The sequence below is a fragment of the Tenuifilum sp. 4138str genome (assembly GCF_041102575.1).
GTDB lineage: Bacteria > Bacteroidota > Bacteroidia > Bacteroidales > Tenuifilaceae > Tenuifilum > Tenuifilum osseticum.
In genome coordinates this window covers 65,539-84,538 of record NZ_JBGCUE010000013.1, presented here as the reverse complement: position 1 = coordinate 84,538, position 19,000 = coordinate 65,539, and the positions used below count along the sequence as shown (strand labels likewise).

18 protein-coding genes are annotated in these 19,000 nt (G+C 34.8%); 13 read left to right on the top strand and 5 right to left on the bottom strand.

Annotation, left to right across the window (positions count from 1 at the left end; translation table 11 throughout):
- Positions 1–22: 22 nt before the first annotated feature.
- The gene (locus AB6811_RS11930; protein ID WP_369490697.1) at positions 23–1,120 is read right to left on the bottom strand and encodes a BamA/TamA family outer membrane protein; all 1,098 of its coding nucleotides are present in this window, start codon (positions 1,118–1,120) and stop codon (positions 23–25) included.
- 444 nt (positions 1,121–1,564) lie between these two features.
- On the opposite strand from AB6811_RS11930, the gene nadA reads away from it, so the two are divergent.
- Complete coding sequence (gene nadA / locus AB6811_RS11925) at positions 1,565–2,548, top strand: quinolinate synthase NadA (protein WP_369490696.1); 984 nt, start codon at positions 1,565–1,567, stop codon at positions 2,546–2,548.
- On the top strand, positions 2,548–3,546 hold the full coding sequence (ruvB, locus tag AB6811_RS11920) for a Holliday junction branch migration DNA helicase RuvB (protein WP_369490695.1): 999 nt from the start codon (positions 2,548–2,550) through the stop codon (positions 3,544–3,546). Before nadA ends, ruvB begins: the two co-directional genes overlap by 1 nt.
- Here the strand turns inward: ruvB and AB6811_RS11915 are convergent.
- The 3 genes from AB6811_RS11915 to AB6811_RS11905 are packed head-to-tail and all read right to left on the bottom strand — an operon-like array spanning position 3,543 to position 6,069.
- Positions 3,543–4,241, bottom strand: coding sequence for a Crp/Fnr family transcriptional regulator (locus tag AB6811_RS11915; protein WP_369490694.1), 699 nt, complete (start codon positions 4,239–4,241; stop codon positions 3,543–3,545). The genes ruvB and AB6811_RS11915 overlap by 4 nt on opposite strands.
- A 2-nt stretch (positions 4,242–4,243) precedes the next feature.
- On the bottom strand, positions 4,244–5,263 hold the full coding sequence (gene pheS, locus AB6811_RS11910; protein WP_369490693.1) for a phenylalanine--tRNA ligase subunit alpha: 1,020 nt from the start codon (positions 5,261–5,263) through the stop codon (positions 4,244–4,246).
- An 8-nt stretch (positions 5,264–5,271) separates the two neighbouring features.
- Entirely contained in the window at positions 5,272–6,069 is a 798-nt protein-coding gene (locus tag AB6811_RS11905; protein WP_369490692.1) for a peptidylprolyl isomerase, read from the bottom strand.
- A 56-nt stretch (positions 6,070–6,125) separates the two neighbouring features.
- On the opposite strand from AB6811_RS11905, the gene AB6811_RS11900 reads away from it, so the two are divergent.
- From AB6811_RS11900 to yidD, 11 genes are all read left to right on the top strand, one after another.
- The gene (locus AB6811_RS11900; RefSeq protein WP_369490691.1) at positions 6,126–7,598 is read left to right on the top strand and encodes a lipopolysaccharide biosynthesis protein; all 1,473 of its coding nucleotides are present in this window, start codon (positions 6,126–6,128) and stop codon (positions 7,596–7,598) included.
- Positions 7,589–8,026, top strand: coding sequence for a dUTP diphosphatase (gene dut / locus AB6811_RS11895; RefSeq protein WP_369490690.1), 438 nt, complete (start codon positions 7,589–7,591; stop codon positions 8,024–8,026). Before AB6811_RS11900 ends, dut begins: the two co-directional genes overlap by 10 nt.
- Positions 8,026–9,210, top strand: coding sequence for a murein hydrolase activator EnvC family protein (locus tag AB6811_RS11890; protein ID WP_369490689.1), 1,185 nt, complete (start codon positions 8,026–8,028; stop codon positions 9,208–9,210). Before dut ends, AB6811_RS11890 begins: the two co-directional genes overlap by 1 nt.
- Positions 9,211–9,285: 75 nt before the next feature.
- Positions 9,286–9,681, top strand: a complete 396-nt coding sequence (locus tag AB6811_RS11885) for an ATP-binding protein (RefSeq protein ID WP_369490688.1) — start codon at positions 9,286–9,288, stop codon at positions 9,679–9,681.
- Positions 9,681–10,118 (top strand): rRNA maturation RNase YbeY, encoded by a 438-nt coding sequence (ybeY, locus tag AB6811_RS11880; RefSeq protein ID WP_369490687.1) that lies wholly within the window; start codon positions 9,681–9,683, stop codon positions 10,116–10,118. Before AB6811_RS11885 ends, ybeY begins: the two co-directional genes overlap by 1 nt.
- Positions 10,109–11,965 carry a tRNA uridine-5-carboxymethylaminomethyl(34) synthesis enzyme MnmG gene (mnmG, locus tag AB6811_RS11875; protein WP_369490686.1) on the top strand — a complete coding sequence of 619 codons (1,857 nt, stop codon included), beginning with the start codon at positions 10,109–10,111 and terminating at the stop codon, positions 11,963–11,965. Before ybeY ends, mnmG begins: the two co-directional genes overlap by 10 nt.
- A 147-nt stretch (positions 11,966–12,112) precedes the next feature.
- The gene (ade, locus tag AB6811_RS11870; protein ID WP_369490685.1) at positions 12,113–13,726 is read left to right on the top strand and encodes an adenine deaminase; all 1,614 of its coding nucleotides are present in this window, start codon (positions 12,113–12,115) and stop codon (positions 13,724–13,726) included.
- A gap of 5 nt (positions 13,727–13,731) precedes the next feature.
- Entirely contained in the window at positions 13,732–15,528 is a 1,797-nt protein-coding gene (uvrC, locus tag AB6811_RS11865) for an excinuclease ABC subunit UvrC (RefSeq protein WP_369490684.1), read from the top strand.
- A gap of 895 nt (positions 15,529–16,423) precedes the next feature.
- On the top strand, positions 16,424–17,173 hold the full coding sequence (locus tag AB6811_RS11855; protein ID WP_369490682.1) for a uroporphyrinogen-III synthase: 750 nt from the start codon (positions 16,424–16,426) through the stop codon (positions 17,171–17,173).
- A gap of 36 nt (positions 17,174–17,209) precedes the next feature.
- A complete protein-coding gene (locus AB6811_RS11850; RefSeq protein WP_369490681.1) occupies positions 17,210–17,590 on the top strand; it encodes a ribonuclease P protein component in 381 nt (126 codons plus the stop codon).
- A gap of 1 nt (position 17,591) precedes the next feature.
- Positions 17,592–17,852, top strand: coding sequence for a membrane protein insertion efficiency factor YidD (gene yidD, locus AB6811_RS11845; RefSeq protein ID WP_369490680.1), 261 nt, complete (start codon positions 17,592–17,594; stop codon positions 17,850–17,852).
- Here yidD and AB6811_RS11840 read toward each other — a convergent pair.
- A complete protein-coding gene (locus AB6811_RS11840) occupies positions 17,849–18,997 on the bottom strand; it encodes a sensor histidine kinase (RefSeq protein ID WP_369490679.1) in 1,149 nt (382 codons plus the stop codon). The genes yidD and AB6811_RS11840 overlap by 4 nt on opposite strands.
- Positions 18,998–19,000: the final 3 nt, after the last annotated feature.

Below are 19,000 nucleotides of genomic sequence, written 5' to 3'. Positions count from 1 at the left end.
CAAACCCGATGGGTTTTTTTCACTAAAATGCCTCAGTTACCGTAAAGTAGAAGGCCATTTCTTTCCTATCGCTATAGGCTGCATCAAACCTGAGGTTTACCTTAATAGGGTTTACCCTAACTCTTATTCCAGCTCCGTAAGCTAACTTGCTTTTGCTTATATCTAACTTGTCAAAGTAAGGCGCAACATCGCCTATGCCACCAAAAATAGTCCCTTTAAGCCATTTATATATCGGAAATCTGTATTCACCCTGTAGGCAAGCCATTGAGTTGTCGCGGTATCGGCCCTGGTAGTAACCTCGCATTACATCAGCCCCCCCAATCATTGGCATTAGCTGAAAAGGAACTTTCCCCCAGGCCATATCGGCTAGGAATTGAAGGGCAAATACATGGTCGTCGTAAATATTGTAGTAATTTCTTAAATCGATGGTTAGCTTTGTAAAGTTCAACTCGCTGCCAAATATCTTACTGTAAACCATTAGCGAAGCTTTATAGAACTCACCAAACGATGGGTAGTAAAGATTCTCCCTGTTTTCCCAGGTCAAAAGGACACCCAAACCCGTTGTTAACCTTTCGTTTACTCCAGCTATGCCGGTTGCCAGCAAGCGGTCGCTGGGGTAGTCTCCGGTCCTGTAGTAATTAAGTTGACCTTGAACACCAGCCATTATTACACCAAAAAGTATTCTTTGATGTTGGATAAGAACCGAGTAATCATCGGAAACATACTTTTCTTCCAGGGTGTCGGGTGTGTTCCTTCCAACTCCCCAAAATTTGTTTGGGAAATGGTTTGCCTTTATATGTCCCGAATAGTAGTGTTCTCTATCAGTGGTATATATTTTAGGCGATATCCATAAACTTGCCTGATTCTTAAGGGTATAAACAGTTGTCCCCTGAACGCTCGATACCTTATTATCCTTACATCTAAAGTAGTATCCACCCGATAGCCCTCCGCCCCAGTTTGTCTCTTCTCCATAAAATGCAACGGGTACTACTACAAAGTAATTACTATCGTTACTTTTCTTGTCTACGCATAGCGTATCCGTGTTGCTACCCCAACCAGAATGTCCGCAAATAAGGCCAATAGCCATAAATACAAACATGCCCAGGCGAATTGATTTCATTACAAACCTTTTTGATTCCACTTCAAATATAAACAAAACCAACCATGCATATTTAGCTTGATGTGAGTATTTGGTTCAATACCTGTTAATATTTTTTTAAACTTAACCCTTGACTTGTTTCACTAAACCTACATATAATATTTTTTTCCAACCAACCATAGGTTACTATGAATTTGTTTAACCAAATTATTAAAGCATTTTCAACCTCAGCTAACAGATTCCCTTCCCCTAATTTTATTAACATATAACCTTGATAACACCTGTTAATAAGTATAAATTTATCCTGTATTACAATGACTTATAAATTTTATGATGTTAATAGTTTGTTTTAATCCATTTAATAACCAATTTTGCAACACCCTTTTCAATAAAATTATGAACCGAGCTAACAGCTTAATATCATCATCTTTTTTTTTAATCTTTTAAATTTTTAAAAAAGAATTAATGATAAATAAAGAATCTGTTGATAAGTTGGGATATATCGATGAACCCATCGATTCGGGTATCAATCTTGTAAATGAAATCAACCGTTTAAAGGTAGAGAAAAATGCAGTGATTCTTGCTCATTACTACCAAAGCCCCGAAATTCAGGATATTGCTGATTTTGTTGGCGACAGTCTTGCTTTAGCTGTAAAGGCCACTACCTTGAAGTCAAAACTAATAATTTTTGCTGGTGTCAAATTTATGGGTGAAACCACCAAAATTTTGTTACCTGATGCAAAAATTGTTTTACCCGATATGAATGCAGGCTGCAGCCTTGCAGATTCTTGTAATTATCATGATTTCAAGGCATTCAAAGAAAAATATCCTGATCACATAGTTATAACCTATGTTAATACGAATGCCGATATTAAAACACTTTCCGATATATGTTGTACTTCTTCAAATGCCGAGAAAGTTATTGAATCTATTCCGATGGATAAACCTATAATATTCGCACCCGACAGAAATCTAGGTAACTACTTAAAAAATAAGTTGAAGCGTGAAAATATGCTTATTTGGGATGGTTTTTGCCATGTTCACCAGAGGTTTTCATTGGAGAGACTAATTGAACTAAAGAAAAAGTATACCACTGCAAAGATAATTGCACATCCGGAATGTCAGAAAACTATTCTAATAATGGCCGATTATATTGGTTCAACTTCACAACTTATTGATTTTACTATTAATGATCCTTCAACTTCATATCTAGTCGCAACTGAGTATGGTGTAATACACCAAATGAAAAAGTTTTCCCCCGAAAAAGATTTTATTCCTGTACCTCCTGACGATTCTACATGTGCATGTAACGATTGTATTTATATGAAGATGATAACCTTAAAAAAGCTATATTTAAGTCTTAAATATGAGTATCCGGTTGTTGAGTTAAGTCCTGATATTATTGAAAAAGCAAAGTTACCAATTGAAAGAATGATTGCTATAAGGTAATGGACAGTAAAATTATTATTGATAAGGAATTTGAAAAGCAAATACGGCCTGTTGAGTTTAATCAATTCAACGGACAGAATGATATTGTAAAAAACCTTAAAATCTTTGTAAAAGCTGCTAAATTAAGAAATGAAGCACTAGATCATGTTCTATTGCATGGTCCTCCCGGATTAGGAAAAACTACTTTAGCAAACATAATTGCCAATGAGTTAGGTGTTTCAATTAAAACTACTTCAGGACCAGTACTCGAAAAACCTGGCGATTTAGCTGGCTTACTTACTAACCTTGAGCCACACGATATTCTCTTTATTGATGAAATACATAGGTTAAGTCCTGTTGTTGAAGAATACCTATATTCAGCAATGGAAGATTACAAGATTGATATTATAATTGATAAGGGTCCAAGCGCACGGTCAATTCAAATAGAATTAAATCCATTCACTTTAATAGGAGCAACAACCCGTAGTGGATTGCTAACAAGTCCATTAAGGGCTCGTTTTGGAATAAAATTTCTTCTTGAGTACTATACAGTAGATATTTTAGCAGGAATAGTAAAGAGATCATCATCTATTCTAAAAATTGATATCAGAGATGACGCAGCCATTGAAATAGCAATGCGGAGTAGGGGAACACCAAGAATTGCAAATGCACTATTGCGCAGAGTACGTGATTTTGCTCAGGTGGTAGGCGATGGTTACATAGATATTCAAATAGCTAAGGAAGCATTAAATGCATTAAAAATCGATTCCAGAGGGCTCGATGAGATGGACAATAAAATATTACTAACAATTATTGAAAAATTTAAGGGAGGTCCGGTTGGATTAAATACCATTGCAACTGCAGTTGGTGAAGATGCTGGAACCATTGAAGAGGTTTATGAACCATTCCTGATACAGGAAGGATTTTTAAAAAGAACACCACGTGGACGCGAAGTTACCGATTTAGCTTATAAACATTTAAATAAATTAAGATTCCCAGAACAAGGTAAGCTCTTCTAAAAAATAGAATCCGATATCAGATTCATCTTTTTCTTATCATTTATCTTAATTTTTTTCCCTTTAATTGCTATCAAACCTTCATTCTTAAATTCGCCTAAGATACGAATTACCGATTCGGTTGCTGTACCTACAATACTCGATAAATCTTCTCTAGTTAGATTTACTGCTATATAGCCCTCTTCATCTAATTTGAAAGTATTTTCCAGCATCAGTAAAATTTCGGCAAGACGCTGTTTAACAGTTTTTTGTGCTATATCTTTTATAAATATATTTGCCTGATCTAATTCCCTACACGTAAGCTGTATTAAAGAGAGAGCAAAATCGCTATTTGTTTTAATTAGGCTAAAGATAATATCCGATGGTATAAAACAAATTTCTGCTTCTTCAATAATTTCTGCTGTTGTACAAGCCATTTCGTTGCTCAAAACCGATCTGTAACCTGTAATATCACCCTTTATTGCAAATGCAACAATTTGTGGCTTAGAATCAATTCCTGTTTTGTAAATTTTTAAAATACCCTTTTTAACGCAGTATATACCAGTAATCCAGCTACCTTCTCTGTAAATTATTTCACCTTTACGGTAGGTGTTACATTTTAAATTTGCATTCAATAGTTCAAGTTCATCGCTATTAAGCGATTTAAAAATTGAAAAACTTGAACTGATACAAGTATTTGAATTTTCGTCTTTTAGCATTCTCAGTAATTCTTGAACTGTTTTAAGAAACGAACATCATTCTCAAAGTAAAGACGCAAATCGCGAACCTGATATTTAAGCATAGCAATACGTTCAAGCCCCATTCCAAATGCGAAACCTGAATAAATTTTACTATCTATACCGTTAAGTTCTAGTACATTTGGGTCAACCATTCCACATCCTAAAACCTCTAACCAGCCAGTATATTTACAAACCGAACAACCTTTTCCACCACAAAGTTTACAGCTAACATCCATTTCAGCCGAGGGTTCTGTAAAAGGAAAGTATGAAGGTCTAAGCCTGATTTTTGTTTCCGAACCAAACATCTCTTTTGCAAAATAAAGAAGTGTTTGCTTCAAATCAGCAAATGAAACATCTTTATCAATGTAAAGCCCTTCAATTTGATGAAAAATACAGTGAGCTCTTGCTGAAATTGCTTCATTTCTGAATACTCTGCCTGGACAAATTACCCTGATTGGTAACTTTTCCTTTTCCATGCTTCTAACCTGAACCGATGATGTATGTGTTCGAAGAAGGATATCTGGCTTTTTTTCAATAAAGAAAGTATCCTGCATGTCCCTGGCAGGATGTTCCTCGGGAAAGTTTAAGGCCGAAAATACGTGCCAATCATCCTCAATTTCAGGACCCTCGTAAACAGTAAAACCCAAATATTTAAAAATTTCAACTAGTTCATTCTTAACTAGTGAAATTGGATGTCGGGTTCCAAATTCAAATGGATACTCCTCAAGCGAAAGATCTAAATTAGTTCCTTTTGGTTTTGTTGATTCGGAAAATACATTTTTCCAGGTTTCAATCTTATCGGTTATTTCAGATTTGAGTTGGTTTAGTATTTTGCCAACTTCCTTCTTCTTTTCGTTTGGAATATTTTTAAAGTCATCAAATAGTTTTGTCAGATAACCATTTCTACCAAGATACTCAACTCTAATTTTTTCAACACTTTGTAGGTCTTTAGGATCTAATGTCGAAAATGTTTCCCTTATCTGTTTAATTCTTTCCTCCATTTTACCAACTATTTTACAATGCGAACTTTGAACTTAATATCTTTTAAAGGTCTATCGTTGGAATCGGTTTGAACCTGCGAAATTTTATCAACCACATCATACCCTTCCACAATTTCACCAAAAACTGTATAGTTTCCATCTAAGTGTGGTATGCCTCCTACAGTAGTATAAATTTTACGCTGATTTTCATTAAACTTGATGTGTTTAACATTCATAATTGAGTCAGCTAAGATAGAAACCTTTTGTGTTACTTGATTAAGAAATTTTGGGTTTAAGTTGCTTTGGCTACCTAACAGACTATCGTAAAGCTTCTTTTCTGTTTTCTCCCTCAATTTTTTGTTTAGCTTGTCTTCAAGCTTATTAAGTTCTTCGTCTGTAAATACCTTTCCTACAACAAGGTAGAACTGTGATGATGAAGATTTTTTTTCTGGGTTTACATCATCGCCTTCCCTTGCCATTGCAATTACACCACGCTTATGGTAAATTGTATCAACAATTTCTGCATCAATTAAATAACCGGCATCCATTTCGCCATATAGTTTTCCGGGCTCTGCATTCTTAGTTTCAGGATCACCGCCCTGAACCACAAAGTCTTTTATTAATCTGTGGAAAATAAGACCATCGAAAAAATTCTCTTCGGTCAATTTGATAAAATTTTCTGTATGCTTAGGCGTTTCATTATATAGTTTAACAACTATATCACCTTCATCAGTTGAAATTTTAACATATCTATTGTTATCGTTGTACTTCGTAGTGCACGATAGCATTGATACTAGACCGAGTAAAACTAAAGTTCTAATTTTCATTGCTTTAACTTTTATCTTTCATAGTTACTTGTGCAAAAATACCAAAAATTATACTTTTGACATTCATACTTGGAAAAATGTCATCCGTAAAACAACTTTATTCACAGTCAATTATCTATGGATTAAGTACCATTGTTCCTCGTTTACTAAACTACCTGCTTGTTCCAATACACACTAACGTTTTAACAGACCCTAGGCAGTATGGAGTAATTACTGAGTTTTACGCTTACCTTAGTTTTTTACTAATATTCTTGACCTTTGGTTTGGAAACTGGCTATTTCCGGTTTGTCAATAAGTATGAGAATGATGAGCGGGTTTATTCTAATTCATATACTTTTGTTCTAACACTTTCATCCGTTTTTTTCATTGCTGCTTACCTTTTTTCAGGTTCAATTTCAAGTTTATTAGGCTCTGGGTATTTACCAATTTACATTATAACTACTGCAGCAATCGTATCACTCGATTCCATTACCGCTTTGCCTTTTGCCAAACTTCGAAACCAGAATAGACCACTTGTATTTTCGTTTATTAAAATTACCGGTGTTGCCATAAATGTATTGTTAAATATTATTTTTTACCTAGTACTTAAACCCTCATACTTAAAAAATTTATTCCCTGATATCGATCCTTTGTTTTATGTGTTCCTATCTAACTTTATTCAAAACATTGTTGTTTTTGTATTGGTTACCTATTTTACTGGTTTCCCAAAAATTAGAATCGATAAAAGTTTGATGAAAGAACTTATTTGGTATTCTTTCCCTATTTTATTAGCAGGTTTATCCGGTACTACCAACGAGGCTTTCGATAGACTTTTTATCAAGTACTTATTACCTAAAAGTGTCGACTCGCTTTACCAATTAGGAATATATGGTGCCTGTGTTAAACTGGCTGTACTTTTAGTACTTTTCATACAAATGTATCGTTTTGCTGCTGAACCTTTTTTCTTTAAATCTTCCGGAAGTCAAGACCACAATAAGCTTTTTGCAAAGTCATTTAAGTATTTTCTAATCTTTTCAATTGTTATATCCCTCCTAATAACCTTCAATTTACCAATACTAAAGTTTTTTATTGGCAAAAATTATCGAGAGTCGCTGTATATAGTACCAATATTACTTTTAGCAAATATTTTTTATGGTTTATTCTTCAACCTCTCCTTTTGGTATAAGCTATCTGATAAAACCATTTATGGTTTAAAGTACACTGTTATTGGTTCAGTTATAACTATAATTTCTAATATCATTCTTATTCCAATAATTGGCATTTATGGAGCAGCTCTTAGCCGTTTAATCACATATGTAACTATGACTCTTATGAGTTATAGTGATGGTAGAACATCTGGATTTGTTTCGTTCGAAACTAAAAACATAAAATTTTATTTTATTTTTATATTATTCATTTCTTTATCTGGAACTTTATTATTAGTATTCTTAAAACCCTATTATTCACTAATAGCTACAAATATTTTAATTGGATTATTTATTTACGAATTCATTAAGAAAGAAAACATAAATATTACTTTATGGAGATAGTTAAAATTCTTAACAAATCAACGTTCGATAACCCTACATATGCTACTGAGCATTCCAGCGGTGTCGATTTAAAGGCATTTATCGATGAGCCAATAAATTTAAAGCCATTAGAAAGAAAATTGATACCTACAGGGCTTTTTATTGAATTACCCATTGGTATTGAAGCGCAGATTCGGCCTAGGAGTGGTATGGCTTTAAAAAAAGGTTTATCTATACTAAACACTCCTGGCACTATCGATTCAGATTACCGTGGCGAAATTGGGGTAATTGTTGTAAATTTAAGCAATGATATTGTAACCATTGAACCAGGTGAAAGGATTTGTCAGATGGTTTTTACAAGGTATGAAAAAGTATCTTTTGAAAACGTAAATAAAATTTCTGAAACCGACAGAGGTGCAGGAGGTTTTGGATCAACTGGTCATAAATAATGAAAATTATAATAAATATAGCATTGGTTTTTCTTTTTTCTGTGAATTTTATCTTTTCACAGAATAAAATTGATATTTTGAATAATCAAAAAAAGGAAATACTAAAAGAAATTGACGATAACAATAAACAAATAGATATAATTAATAAATCAAAAAAAGCTACAATTAATAAATTAACTTTAAAATTAAAATCTATTGAGTTACAAAACAGGTTACTTATAAATATTAAAAATCAAATAACAGAAATTTCAAAAAACCTAACTGAGACTACCTCACAAGTTGACAGTTTATCTTCTCTTATTGATAGTCGAAGAACTGAATTAATTAGAATTTATAAATCATACTTTAAAAAGTTAAAGCGTAAAAATGATTTATTAATACTTCTACTTTCATCGAATAGTATCAATCAAGCCTATACACGACTTAAAATGTATAAAAATCTTATTAATTATTTCAATCAACAAATTTCATTACTTAACGAAAATAAAGTTGAATTAGAACAAAAGAGGTCAAACTATGTGCTCTTTTTAAAAGAGTTAAAACTAAAAGAGAATGAATACCAAAAAACGATAACTACTCTTAATAAAGAGAAAAATGAGTTAGAGGCAACAAAGAGGGATTTAGAAAAAAAGAAAATAGAATTAACAAAAGAAATTTCAAATAAGAAAAAATCATTAGCATTAATTGATAATGAAATCAAAAGAATAATTGAAGAGAATGCAAAAACTCTAAAATCTATGAATAAAGAAAATACTAAGAGATATAATGAGTTAAGTAATATTTTCAAAGAAAACAAAGGTAAATTACCACCACCTGCTATAAACAGTAATGTTTTAAACTACTTTGGTGAAAGCAATCACCCCATCCTTAAAAATGTAAAAGTAAAGAATAACGGAATCGATTTAATACTTAACAATTCTTCAGATGTAAAAGCAATTCACAAAGGAGAGGTAAAAAAAATATTTAATGTTCCGTATGGGGGTAGGGCTATTATTATCAGACATGGTGAGTATTTAAGTGTTTACTCTAATCTTAGTGAAGTAAATGTAAAAGTAGGACAGCTTGTGAATGCTGGCGATAATTTGGGAAGTGTAATGAAACAAACCGATAATACACTTGTTTTACACTTTGAGATATGGAATGAGAAGGAACCTGAAAATCCGTTAGATTGGTTGAAATTTTAGTAAAATCATTTTTTTCATAATTTTGCGTAACCTTTACTAAAAAAAAAAGTATAAAAAAATTACAACCTAAAAGCCATGGAACGAACAATTACAATTCCAAGCAAGCTAGAGCAAATTAGTTTAATCGAAAAAACTATTGATGAAATAACAGAAAAACTTACTTTAACACCCGATGTGTATGGAAAAATATTAATTGCTGCTATCGAGGGTGTAAATAATGCTATTGTTCATGGCAATAAACTTGACGAGAAAAAAGTTGTTAAGGTCAATATAAAAATATGCGATACTAAAGTATGCATAACAATTTCTGACCAAGGAAAAGGTTTCGATCCAAATACAATTCCAGATCCAACAATTCCGGAAAACATTGAAAACATTTCGGGCCGAGGTGTGTTTCTTATGAAAAAGTTGTCTGATGAAATTGAATTTGAGAACAACGGAACAACAGTAAAAATGACTTTTAACATTTAATGGCTATTTTTTTTTCATATAAAACACCATACATCTCAAAAAGGATATCCAATAAAAACAATTTAAAAAAGTGGATAACTTATATTATTGAAAAAGAGTTTAAGAAATCAGTTGGCGATATTAACTTCTATTTTACTGACGATTCTGAAATACTTGAAATCAATAAAAAGTATTTAGCTCATAACTATTATACTGATATAATTACTTTCAACTACTGTACAGAAAATTCAATTTCTGGAGATATTGTAATTTCAGTCGATACCGTAAAGTCTAATGCAAAAGACTACAATCTTATCTTCGAAAATGAATTACACAGGGTAATTATTCACGGAATATTACATCTGCTAGGATTTGACGATTCTACAGAGGAGCAAAAGAAAGAAATTAGAGAAAAGGAGAACTGGGCTTTAAAAATTTTCTACTCAAAATGGAATTAGCCTTTGATGTTGTTGTTGTTGGAGGAGGGCATGCAGGGTGTGAAGCAGCTGCTATTGCTGCAAAAATGGGCTCACGGGCACTTTTAGTTTCAATGGATCTTACTAAGTTAGCCCAAATGAGCTGTAATCCTGCTATTGGTGGAATTGCAAAAGGTCAGATTGTTAGAGAAATTGATGCACTTGGTGGGTATACAGCAAAAGTGACTGACCTTACAACCCTACATTTCAGAATGCTTAACCAGAGCAAAGGACCAGCCATGTGGAGTCCACGCGCTCAAGCTGACAGAATGCTCTTTTCAATTGAATGGCGAAAATATCTTGAATCGCTACCTAATCTCTATTTATGGCAGGATGAAGTAATTGATTTAATTGTAAAGGAAAACCGAGTTGAAGGAATAATAACTAAGACAAATCAAACAGTTAAATGTAAAGCTGTTGTTTTAACAAATGGAACCTTCTTAAACGGTAAGATACACATTGGAAACGTCAATTTTACCGGTGGACGTATAGGTGAATTGAACTCACATGGCTTAACAGAGCGTCTTGTACAACTTGGTTTCACAACTGGGAGAATGAAAACAGGTACACCTGTAAGAATTGATGGTAGAACCGTTAATTATAGTAAACTGACTATACAAGAATCGCAGGAAATATCCAAATTTTCATTCAACCCCGATTATTATTCAAAACTACCACGTAAGCATTGCTACATAGTTAACACAAATCAAGTTGTTCATAGTATTTTACGAGAAGGGTTTGATCAATCACCATTATTTACTGGTAAAATAAAAGGCATAGGACCTCGTTACTGCCCAAGTATTGAGGACAAAGTACACACCTTTGCCGAAAAAACATCACATCAACTATTTTTGGAACCCGAAGGTGTTTTTACCTATGAGATGTACTTAAATGGTTTTTCGTCATCACTGCCAGTTGATATCCAGTACAAAGCTTTAAAATCAATTCCCGGTTTTGAGAATGTTCATATTCTTCGACCCGGCTATGCAATTGAATACGATTATTTTGATCCAACACAGCTAAAACATACATTGGAAACTAAAATAGTTCAGAACTTGTTTTTCTCTGGACAAATTAATGGTACAACAGGATACGAGGAAGCAGCAGGTCAGGGTATAGTTGCAGGAGCTAATGCACACTTAAGGGCAAATGACATCCAGGAAAACTTTCAGCTAAACCGAGACGAAGCTTACATCGGAGTGTTAATTGATGATTTAGTAACAAAAGGTGTTGATGAACCCTACAGAATGTTTACAAGCCGAGCCGAATACCGCATACTTATTCGCCAGGATAATGCCGATGAAAGGTTAACACCTATTGCAGCAAAGTATAATATGGTAGACGAAAATGATGTTAAACGACTAGAAAATAAGATTAAAAGCATCGAGGAGCTGAATCAACTCGTTAAAGAATATTCTGTATCGCCTAGCGAAATAAACGAATACCTTACCTTAAATAATTCTGCAAAAATTACACAAAAAAGAAAACTCTACGATATCGTTTTACGTCCCGAAATATCCCTTAAACCAACACTTGAACACCTCAAAATAAATATCGACTCATACGATTATGAAGCCATAAACGGCGCAGAAATAAAAATTAAGTATAGTGGCTACATTGAAAAAGAAAAACTAATTGCAGAAAAAATAAGTCGACTGGAACATATAAAAATACCCGACGATTTTGATTTTAATCGGCTTAATTCATTAAGCACCGAAGCCAGGATAAAGTTAACACGCATAAAACCCAAAACTATCGCTCAGGCAAAACGAATACCCGGAATTTCTCCTAGTGATATTAATGTTTTATTGGTATACTTTGGAAGGTGATGTTCCACGTGGAACAATATTTTATTTTAACATAAATATTTCAAAAACCATAAGTAGATAACTATTAGTGCATTATGATAATTCATTAAAGTGTTCCACGTGGAACAATTTAACAAAAAGTTTAAGTTAAAAATTAATTGGATGTTTATGAAGAGTTCGAATTCAATTTCGGGGAAATTGGTTGACCCTATCGGTCGTAGAATTGTAAACGCTAAAATATACTTTCAGGATGGTGTAATTACCCAAATTGATGAATCCTTGGACGCTGAAAATGTTTATATAATTCCTGGATTTGTCGATTCGCATGTGCATATTGAAAGTTCATTGCTTGTGCCTACTAGGTTTGCCCAGGCTGCAATTAAAAATGGAACTGTGGCCGTGGTTGCCGATCCTCATGAAGTGGCAAATGTAGCAGGGATTGAAGGAGTGCGCTTTATGATAGAGAATGCAAGGCAATCCAAGTTGAAATTCTTTTATGGAGCGCCATCGTGTGTGCCTGCATCGCCCGTGGATGAGTGTTTTGAACCCTTTACTTCTAAAGAAGTTGCAAAACTGTTAGACTTACCTGAGGTTACCCACCTTGCCGAAATGATGAATTTTCCCGGAGTTATTAATGGTAATACAGAAGTTCATTCAATACTAAGCGAAGCCAAAGCAAGGAATAAACCCATTGACGGTCATGCTCCGGGATTGAGCGGTGAAAATCTTACCAAATATGTTTCAGCCGGTATTACTACCGACCACGAATGCTTTACCCTTGATGAGGCTAAGAAAAAAATTGAACTTGGGATGAAGGTTCTGATTCGTGAGGGTAGCGCCGCTAAAAATTTTGATGCCCTACATCCAATAATTGGACAAAACCCAAGCATGGCTATGTTCTGCACTGACGATTGTCACCCCGATGAGTTAATGGGCGGGCATATAAATAAGCATGTGCGTAAAGCAATTGCGCTAGGTTATGATATTTTTGATGTGCTGCAGGTTGCTTCGGTTAACCCCGTTAACCACTATAGGTTAAATGTTGGATTGTTGCAGGTGGGCCAACCGGCCGATTTTATAGTTGTTGACAACCTAAAGGACTTTAATGTATTATCTACCTATATTAAAGGTGTTAATGTAACCAATATTGAGGAAGATTATGCCGCTGAACCCCCGTTGTTTAGCTTTCCAAATCACTTTGATCATCATAAAATCAAGCTAGATTTTCCTTCTGGCAAACCGGTAAAGGTTATTAAGGTGATTGAAGGCGAGTTGATCACCGAAACCTTAAAAACATCTGTACCCGTTTCAGGCTACGATTTTGATAAAGATATTCTAAAAATTGTTGTGCTTAGTCGATACAACCCAAACAATATAGGGGTTGGGCTTATCCATGGTTTTGGAATGCGGAAAGGAGCCATTGCATCAAGTATTGCCCACGATAGCCATCATATTGTCGCCATAGGCGCAAACGACGACAGCATATTGCGAGCCATTGACTATATAATTGAAAGTAGGGGTGGAATATGCTACTTTGATGGAAATGAGACAATGGGTTTGGCCTTGCCATTTTTTGGTTTAATGACCAATGTTGATGTAAGCGATGCTGCTAAGGAGTACTCACTGATTAACAAAAAACTAAAGGCCGATGGATGTAAGCTCCATGCGCCATTTATGACCATGGCATTTATGTCGCTATCGGTAATACCGCATTTAAAGTTAACCCCAGCTGGACTATTTGATGTTGATAGGTTTAGCCTAACCTCCATTTTTGCGGAATGATGTAAATGGAAAACCTTTCGAGCATATCCTTTTTATCATCTTTACCCGATCTGCCTGGGGTTTACCAATTTTTCGACTCAACAGGCAAAATAATTTATATTGGCAAGGCCAAAAACCTTCGAAAGCGAGTATCGTCATATTTTAACCGCTCCCAGTACGACTCAGCAAAGGTAAGGGCGTTGGTTTCAAGGGTGGCCGATTTAAAGTATATTGTAGTAAACTCGGAATCCGATGCGCTCATACTCGAGAATATACTTATTAAAAAACATCAGCCCAAGTATAACATTCTTTTGCGCGACGATAAAACCTACCCATGGATAGTAATTAAAAACGAGCCTTTTCCACGTGTAACAACCACGCGTCGATACGAGAACGATGGATCAATATATTATGGACCTTATACATCGGGTCGTTTACTTAAAGCATTGCTTGATTTAATTAGGCAGCTTTTTCCCATTCGTACCTGTGAGCTAAACTTAACTCAAAGTAATATTGCCTCTGGTAAATTTAAAGCTTGCTTAGAGTATCAGATTGGAAATTGTTTAGCGCCTTGTATCGGAAATCAAAAGGAAAATGATTATTTAAGCAACGTTAATGCTATAAAAAAAATTCTTGAAGGTGACCTTAACGAGGTGCTCCGCCTAATTACAGCCGAAATGACCAAGGCCGCTCAGGAGTTAAAATTTGAGCAGGCTGCATTGCTTAAGGAACGGCTTAGACTGTTACAAAATTTCCAGGCCAAAAGTTCTGTTATATCAAAGGGAATAAACACTGCTGATATTTTTACAATTCACGAGAGCGAAGGTTTTGCTGTTGTTAACTACTTAAAGGTAAACAGTGGCGTGGTAGTTCAATCGTATAATTTACAAATCAAAAATATTGTTGATGAGCCTATTGACGATATCTTTTCACAGGCAATTCTAGAGATTAAGGAGAGGCTTAACCTAAAATCTACTACTTTTCTTGTAAATATTAACCCTGCATACCAGCTGTCCAATATAAAGTATCACATTCCAAGACAGGGAGAAAAGCTTAAGCTTTTGAAACTTAGCTTGCGTAATGCTGAAGCATACATTAAAGAACTAATAAAGAATGAAGAACGGGCAAACCCTCAAACCCGTGCCCTAAAATACTTAGAGCAGCTAAAGAAGGATTTACAACTGCCGGAACTTCCAATAGTTATTGAATGTTTCGATAATTCGAACCTGCAAGGTACTAATCCGGTTTCGGCTTGTGTTGTGTTTAAGAATGGAAAACCCGCTAAAAGTGAGTATAGGCATTTTAATGTAAAAACAGTTACAGGCCCTGATGATTTTGCTTCAATGCGCGAGGTTGTTTACCGTAGGTATAAAAGATTAATTGAAGAGAATAAAAATTTGCCAAATTTAATTGTCATTGATGGTGGTAAGGGACAGCTAAGTTCTGCCTATGAAACCCTTAAAGATTTGCATATCGAGCATATTCCCATAATTGGTATAGCAAAGCGACTTGAAGAAATTTACCGACCCGGCGACTCGACTCCCTTGTACCTCGATAAACGTTCAATGTCCCTTAAGCTTATTCAGAATATTCGCGATGAAGCGCATAGGTTTGGAATAACATTTCACAGAAAGAAAAGAGAAAAAAAGAACGAAGCATCGATACTGGAATCAGTTCCTGGTGTAGGAAAGAAAAGCGTTATAAAGCTTTACACACGCTTTAAGTCATTAGAAAATATAAAAAAGGCATCCCTTGAAGAGCTTTCGGAAGAGGTTGGGGCAAAAACTGCCAGCAATATCGTGTCGTTCTTTAAAAAAATATAGGTAGTTTTGCAAAAATATTCTGTATTTATGTCAGCCTTTCCATCGAGCCAGAATACTAATAATTTATACAACAACTTTTTGGATTTAACCCAGAAGTGCGATTCCGTAAAGCTTTATACTATCCACGATAATTTTCCTTTAACTTCCGATTCTTGTTCAAATGTTTTTAAGTCAAGTTCATTTAAATCAAACATCACCATTGAACCTAAACCCCTTAACCAAAATCATTTAATTCAGAATGCTTATTTTATTAGCATGGTTGTTTCAATGCTGATAATATCTTCAATAATAATAGGTTATGTAAAATATCTTAGAGTTTTTATTCAATCACTATTCTACGATTTTATTGCTGAAAAAGTCCTTAACGATTTTAGCGTGCCCTTTGTTAAGCTTTCTCGTTTACTGGATTTCCTATCTATAATATCAATAACATTTGTGGTTAAAATTTTAATCGAGCAATTTTTAGAATCAATGCAGGTATCCTTACTCATTTTAGCTTATCCTGCTCTTGCTCTTATAATTTACAGAATTTGGATTTGGATACTACATAAAATTTTATTGCTGGCTACTAATAATGCAAGCCAGGTTAACTATCTCTATTTTCACAATACTTTGAATTTGAGAATATTGATGCTCTTTCTTTTACCTACATCGCTTGCAGCAAGCTATACCATGTCGCCCTTACGAATAGTATTTATCTATATATCTATCGCGTTGATTATTATCGCCTTACTATATCGATATTTTTACTTTGTAAAAATCTTTATAAAGCATAGGGTTTCATTATTGTATTACATTTTGTACCTTTGTGCCCTTGAATTGCCTATAATATTAGGGGTAACTTATTTACTGAGAGTTAGTTAAGTTTTTGTTGATTTTTTTAAAACATAGGGCCTTGAAAATCAAAAAGATTGTTATTTCGCAACCCGAACCCCAGAACGAGAAATCACCGTATAATGAATTGTCGGAGAAATATGGGGTTCATCTTGATTTCCGCCCTTTTATTCAAGTTGAGGGGGTAACTTCCAGGGAGTTTCGTCAGCAGAAAATCAATATCCTAGATCATTCTGCTGTAATTTTTACCAGTAAAACTGGCATTGATCATTTTTTCAGGATATGTGAAGAGCTTCGCATAACAGTTCCTGAAACCATGAAGTATTTCTGTATAACCGAATCAATTGCTCATTACCTGCAGAAATACATAGTTTACAGGAAGCGGAAAATCTTTTTTGGCGATAATACTTTCAAAGATCTACTGGATATAATCCTTAAGCATAAGGACGAAAAATTTTTATTACCACTTTCCGATCCACATAAACCGGAAATACCCAAGGCATTAACAAAGGCCAAGGTAAATTATACCAAAGGGATATTCTATAAAACTGTAAGCAGCGATCTGTCGGACCTTAAGCCATTCCCTTACGATATGATTGTATTCTATAGCCCTAATGGAATTAAATCGCTTTTCGATAATTTCCCCGATTTTCAGCAGAACGATATAGCAATTGGCGCCTTTGGCGATACAACTGCAAAAGCTGTGAAAGATGCGGGTTTAAGGCTCGATGTTAAAGCCCCAACCGATGCGTTTAAAAGCATGACCCAAGCCTTAGATCACTTTTTGAAAGAGCAATCAAAGAAAAAGTAAAATAATAGAGGGGGGAATGCTAACCCCCTTTTTTGTATGCCTCAAAAACTTAGGAAAAAGAATATAATCCATTTGGAAAACGAGGTTAACTCGCTGTTAAAATCGGAGTTATCACGTTTCCATTATCCAATCAAGTTAATATACCAAGTAGATGAAAGGATACCAGATGGCATTGAGGAAAACCCCCACTACAAAGTAATATTTATAATTCCTAAGAGGTATTTAAAAAAAGCCTATAAAAGAAATCTTGCAAAACGAAGGCTTAGAGAGGCTTTTCGCATTAATCAAAACTTACTTGACCATTTCAGGGAAAGCGGAAAAAGGATTTACCTGGCTTTTATTTATGTTTCGGCCGAGGTAGTTCCTTTTAAACAAATGGAAACGGCAGTTGTTAAACTGATTACTGATCTTAAGTAAAATGAATTTGGTTAAAACCCTTAAAATATTATGGAAATATGCGGTTAGGCTTTTGGCCTACATTCCTATTCTATTAATAAAGATTTACCAAATATTTTTATCGCCATACCTACCTAACAGCTGCAGGTTTACCCCTACCTGTTCCGCTTACAGTGTTGAAGCGCTAAAAAAACATGGTTTTTTTAAAGGGTTATGGCTATCGGTTAGGAGAATTTCACGATGCCACCCCTGGGGTGGTCATGGGTATGATCCTGTACCCTAGGCTTTTTTGAGTATAATCCTAAAGGTTGAACCAACCCCAAGTTCCGAACGAAAAACAAAAATTTTTCCTGAGTGGTACTGTTCAACGATACGTTTTGCTAAACTTAGTCCAAGTCCCCAACCACGTTCCTTTGTGGTGTAGCCAGCCCGGAATATTTCTTTTTGCTTCCTCTTTTCAATCCCCTTACCTTGGTCCTGAATGTCAATAATAACATTATTTTTTTCAACAGTTGTTTCTACGCTAATAACTCCTTTCCCTTGCATAGCATCCACAGCATTTTTAAGAATATTTTCCAAAACCCAACCTAGAAGTATATGGTTTGCTTTAGCATATATAGGATTGCCGGGGCTGAAGTTGAAAGCAATTGTCCTTGGGCATCTTTTGCTCTGGTAGTTAAGGGATTCGATAATTAAATTAGTTACATCAATGCTATCGAGACTTGGTGAGGAGCCAATCTTTGAGAATCGGTCAGTTATGGTTTCAATTCTTTTTACATCTTTTTCAAGTTCAGTCACCACTTCGTCGTTGGGGTATTTCTCGGAAAGTAGCGATGAGCAAGCCATTAGGGATGAAGTAGGAGTTCCAAGTTGGTGTGCTGTTTCCTTTGCCATCCCGAGCCAAATTAAATTCTGTTCCGATTTGCGGGCCTGACCATAGGAGTAAAACGCTATTCCTATAAAGAATGCAATTATAATAAGTTGAATATAAGGATAGTAATTAAGTTTTTTTAAGGTAATACTATCAAAGTAGTACACATAGTTTTTTGATCCATCGGGCAGTTCAATTGTTATTGGATCGTGTTCAGCCCTCATTTTGTTCAGAAGATTCGAAACATAAACAGTATCCTGGATGTCAGGTAATTCAATATTGCGGAAACCAATCACTTTCCCATTTTCGTCGGTGAGTATTACGGGTACAGTCCGGTTGTTTTGAACTATCTCAAAAATCAGTGAAAAATCCTCACACGAACCCATTTCGTTTGAGATGTATTTAACGGCATTTGCCCATAGGTCAATTTTTTGCCGCTCCTCCTGCTTAAGTTCCGATACAAAACGATTTGTAAAGTAGATTGTAATAAACGAAACGGTAACCGCTGCGATTATTAGTGTTAACAGAAACTTATTTCGTGGACTAAGAATTTTCATTTT

Bases quoted from the DNA above. Each gene is read 5' to 3' on its own strand.
- AB6811_RS11930 (WP_369490697.1), bottom strand. From the start codon at position 1,120: ATGAAATCAATTCGCCTGGGCATGTTTGTATTTATGGCTATTGGCCTT.
- nadA (WP_369490696.1), top strand. From the start codon at position 1,565: ATGATAAATAAAGAATCTGTTGATAAGTTGGGATATATCGATGAACCC.
- ruvB (WP_369490695.1), top strand. From the start codon at position 2,548: ATGGACAGTAAAATTATTATTGATAAGGAATTTGAAAAGCAAATACGG.
- AB6811_RS11915 (WP_369490694.1), bottom strand. From the start codon at position 4,241: ATGCTAAAAGACGAAAATTCAAATACTTGTATCAGTTCAAGTTTTTCA.
- pheS (WP_369490693.1), bottom strand. From the start codon at position 5,263: ATGGAGGAAAGAATTAAACAGATAAGGGAAACATTTTCGACATTAGAT.
- AB6811_RS11905 (WP_369490692.1), bottom strand. From the start codon at position 6,069: ATGAAAATTAGAACTTTAGTTTTACTCGGTCTAGTATCAATGCTATCG.
- dut (WP_369490690.1), top strand. From the start codon at position 7,589: ATGGAGATAGTTAAAATTCTTAACAAATCAACGTTCGATAACCCTACA.
- AB6811_RS11890 (WP_369490689.1), top strand. From the start codon at position 8,026: ATGAAAATTATAATAAATATAGCATTGGTTTTTCTTTTTTCTGTGAAT.
- AB6811_RS11885 (WP_369490688.1), top strand. From the start codon at position 9,286: ATGGAACGAACAATTACAATTCCAAGCAAGCTAGAGCAAATTAGTTTA.
- ybeY (WP_369490687.1), top strand. From the start codon at position 9,681: ATGGCTATTTTTTTTTCATATAAAACACCATACATCTCAAAAAGGATA.
- mnmG (WP_369490686.1), top strand. From the start codon at position 10,109: ATGGAATTAGCCTTTGATGTTGTTGTTGTTGGAGGAGGGCATGCAGGG.
- ade (WP_369490685.1), top strand. From the start codon at position 12,113: ATGAAGAGTTCGAATTCAATTTCGGGGAAATTGGTTGACCCTATCGGT.
- uvrC (WP_369490684.1), top strand. From the start codon at position 13,732: ATGGAAAACCTTTCGAGCATATCCTTTTTATCATCTTTACCCGATCTG.
- AB6811_RS11850 (WP_369490681.1), top strand. From the start codon at position 17,210: ATGCCTCAAAAACTTAGGAAAAAGAATATAATCCATTTGGAAAACGAG.
- yidD (WP_369490680.1), top strand. From the start codon at position 17,592: ATGAATTTGGTTAAAACCCTTAAAATATTATGGAAATATGCGGTTAGG.
- AB6811_RS11840 (WP_369490679.1), bottom strand. From the start codon at position 18,997: ATGAAAATTCTTAGTCCACGAAATAAGTTTCTGTTAACACTAATAATC.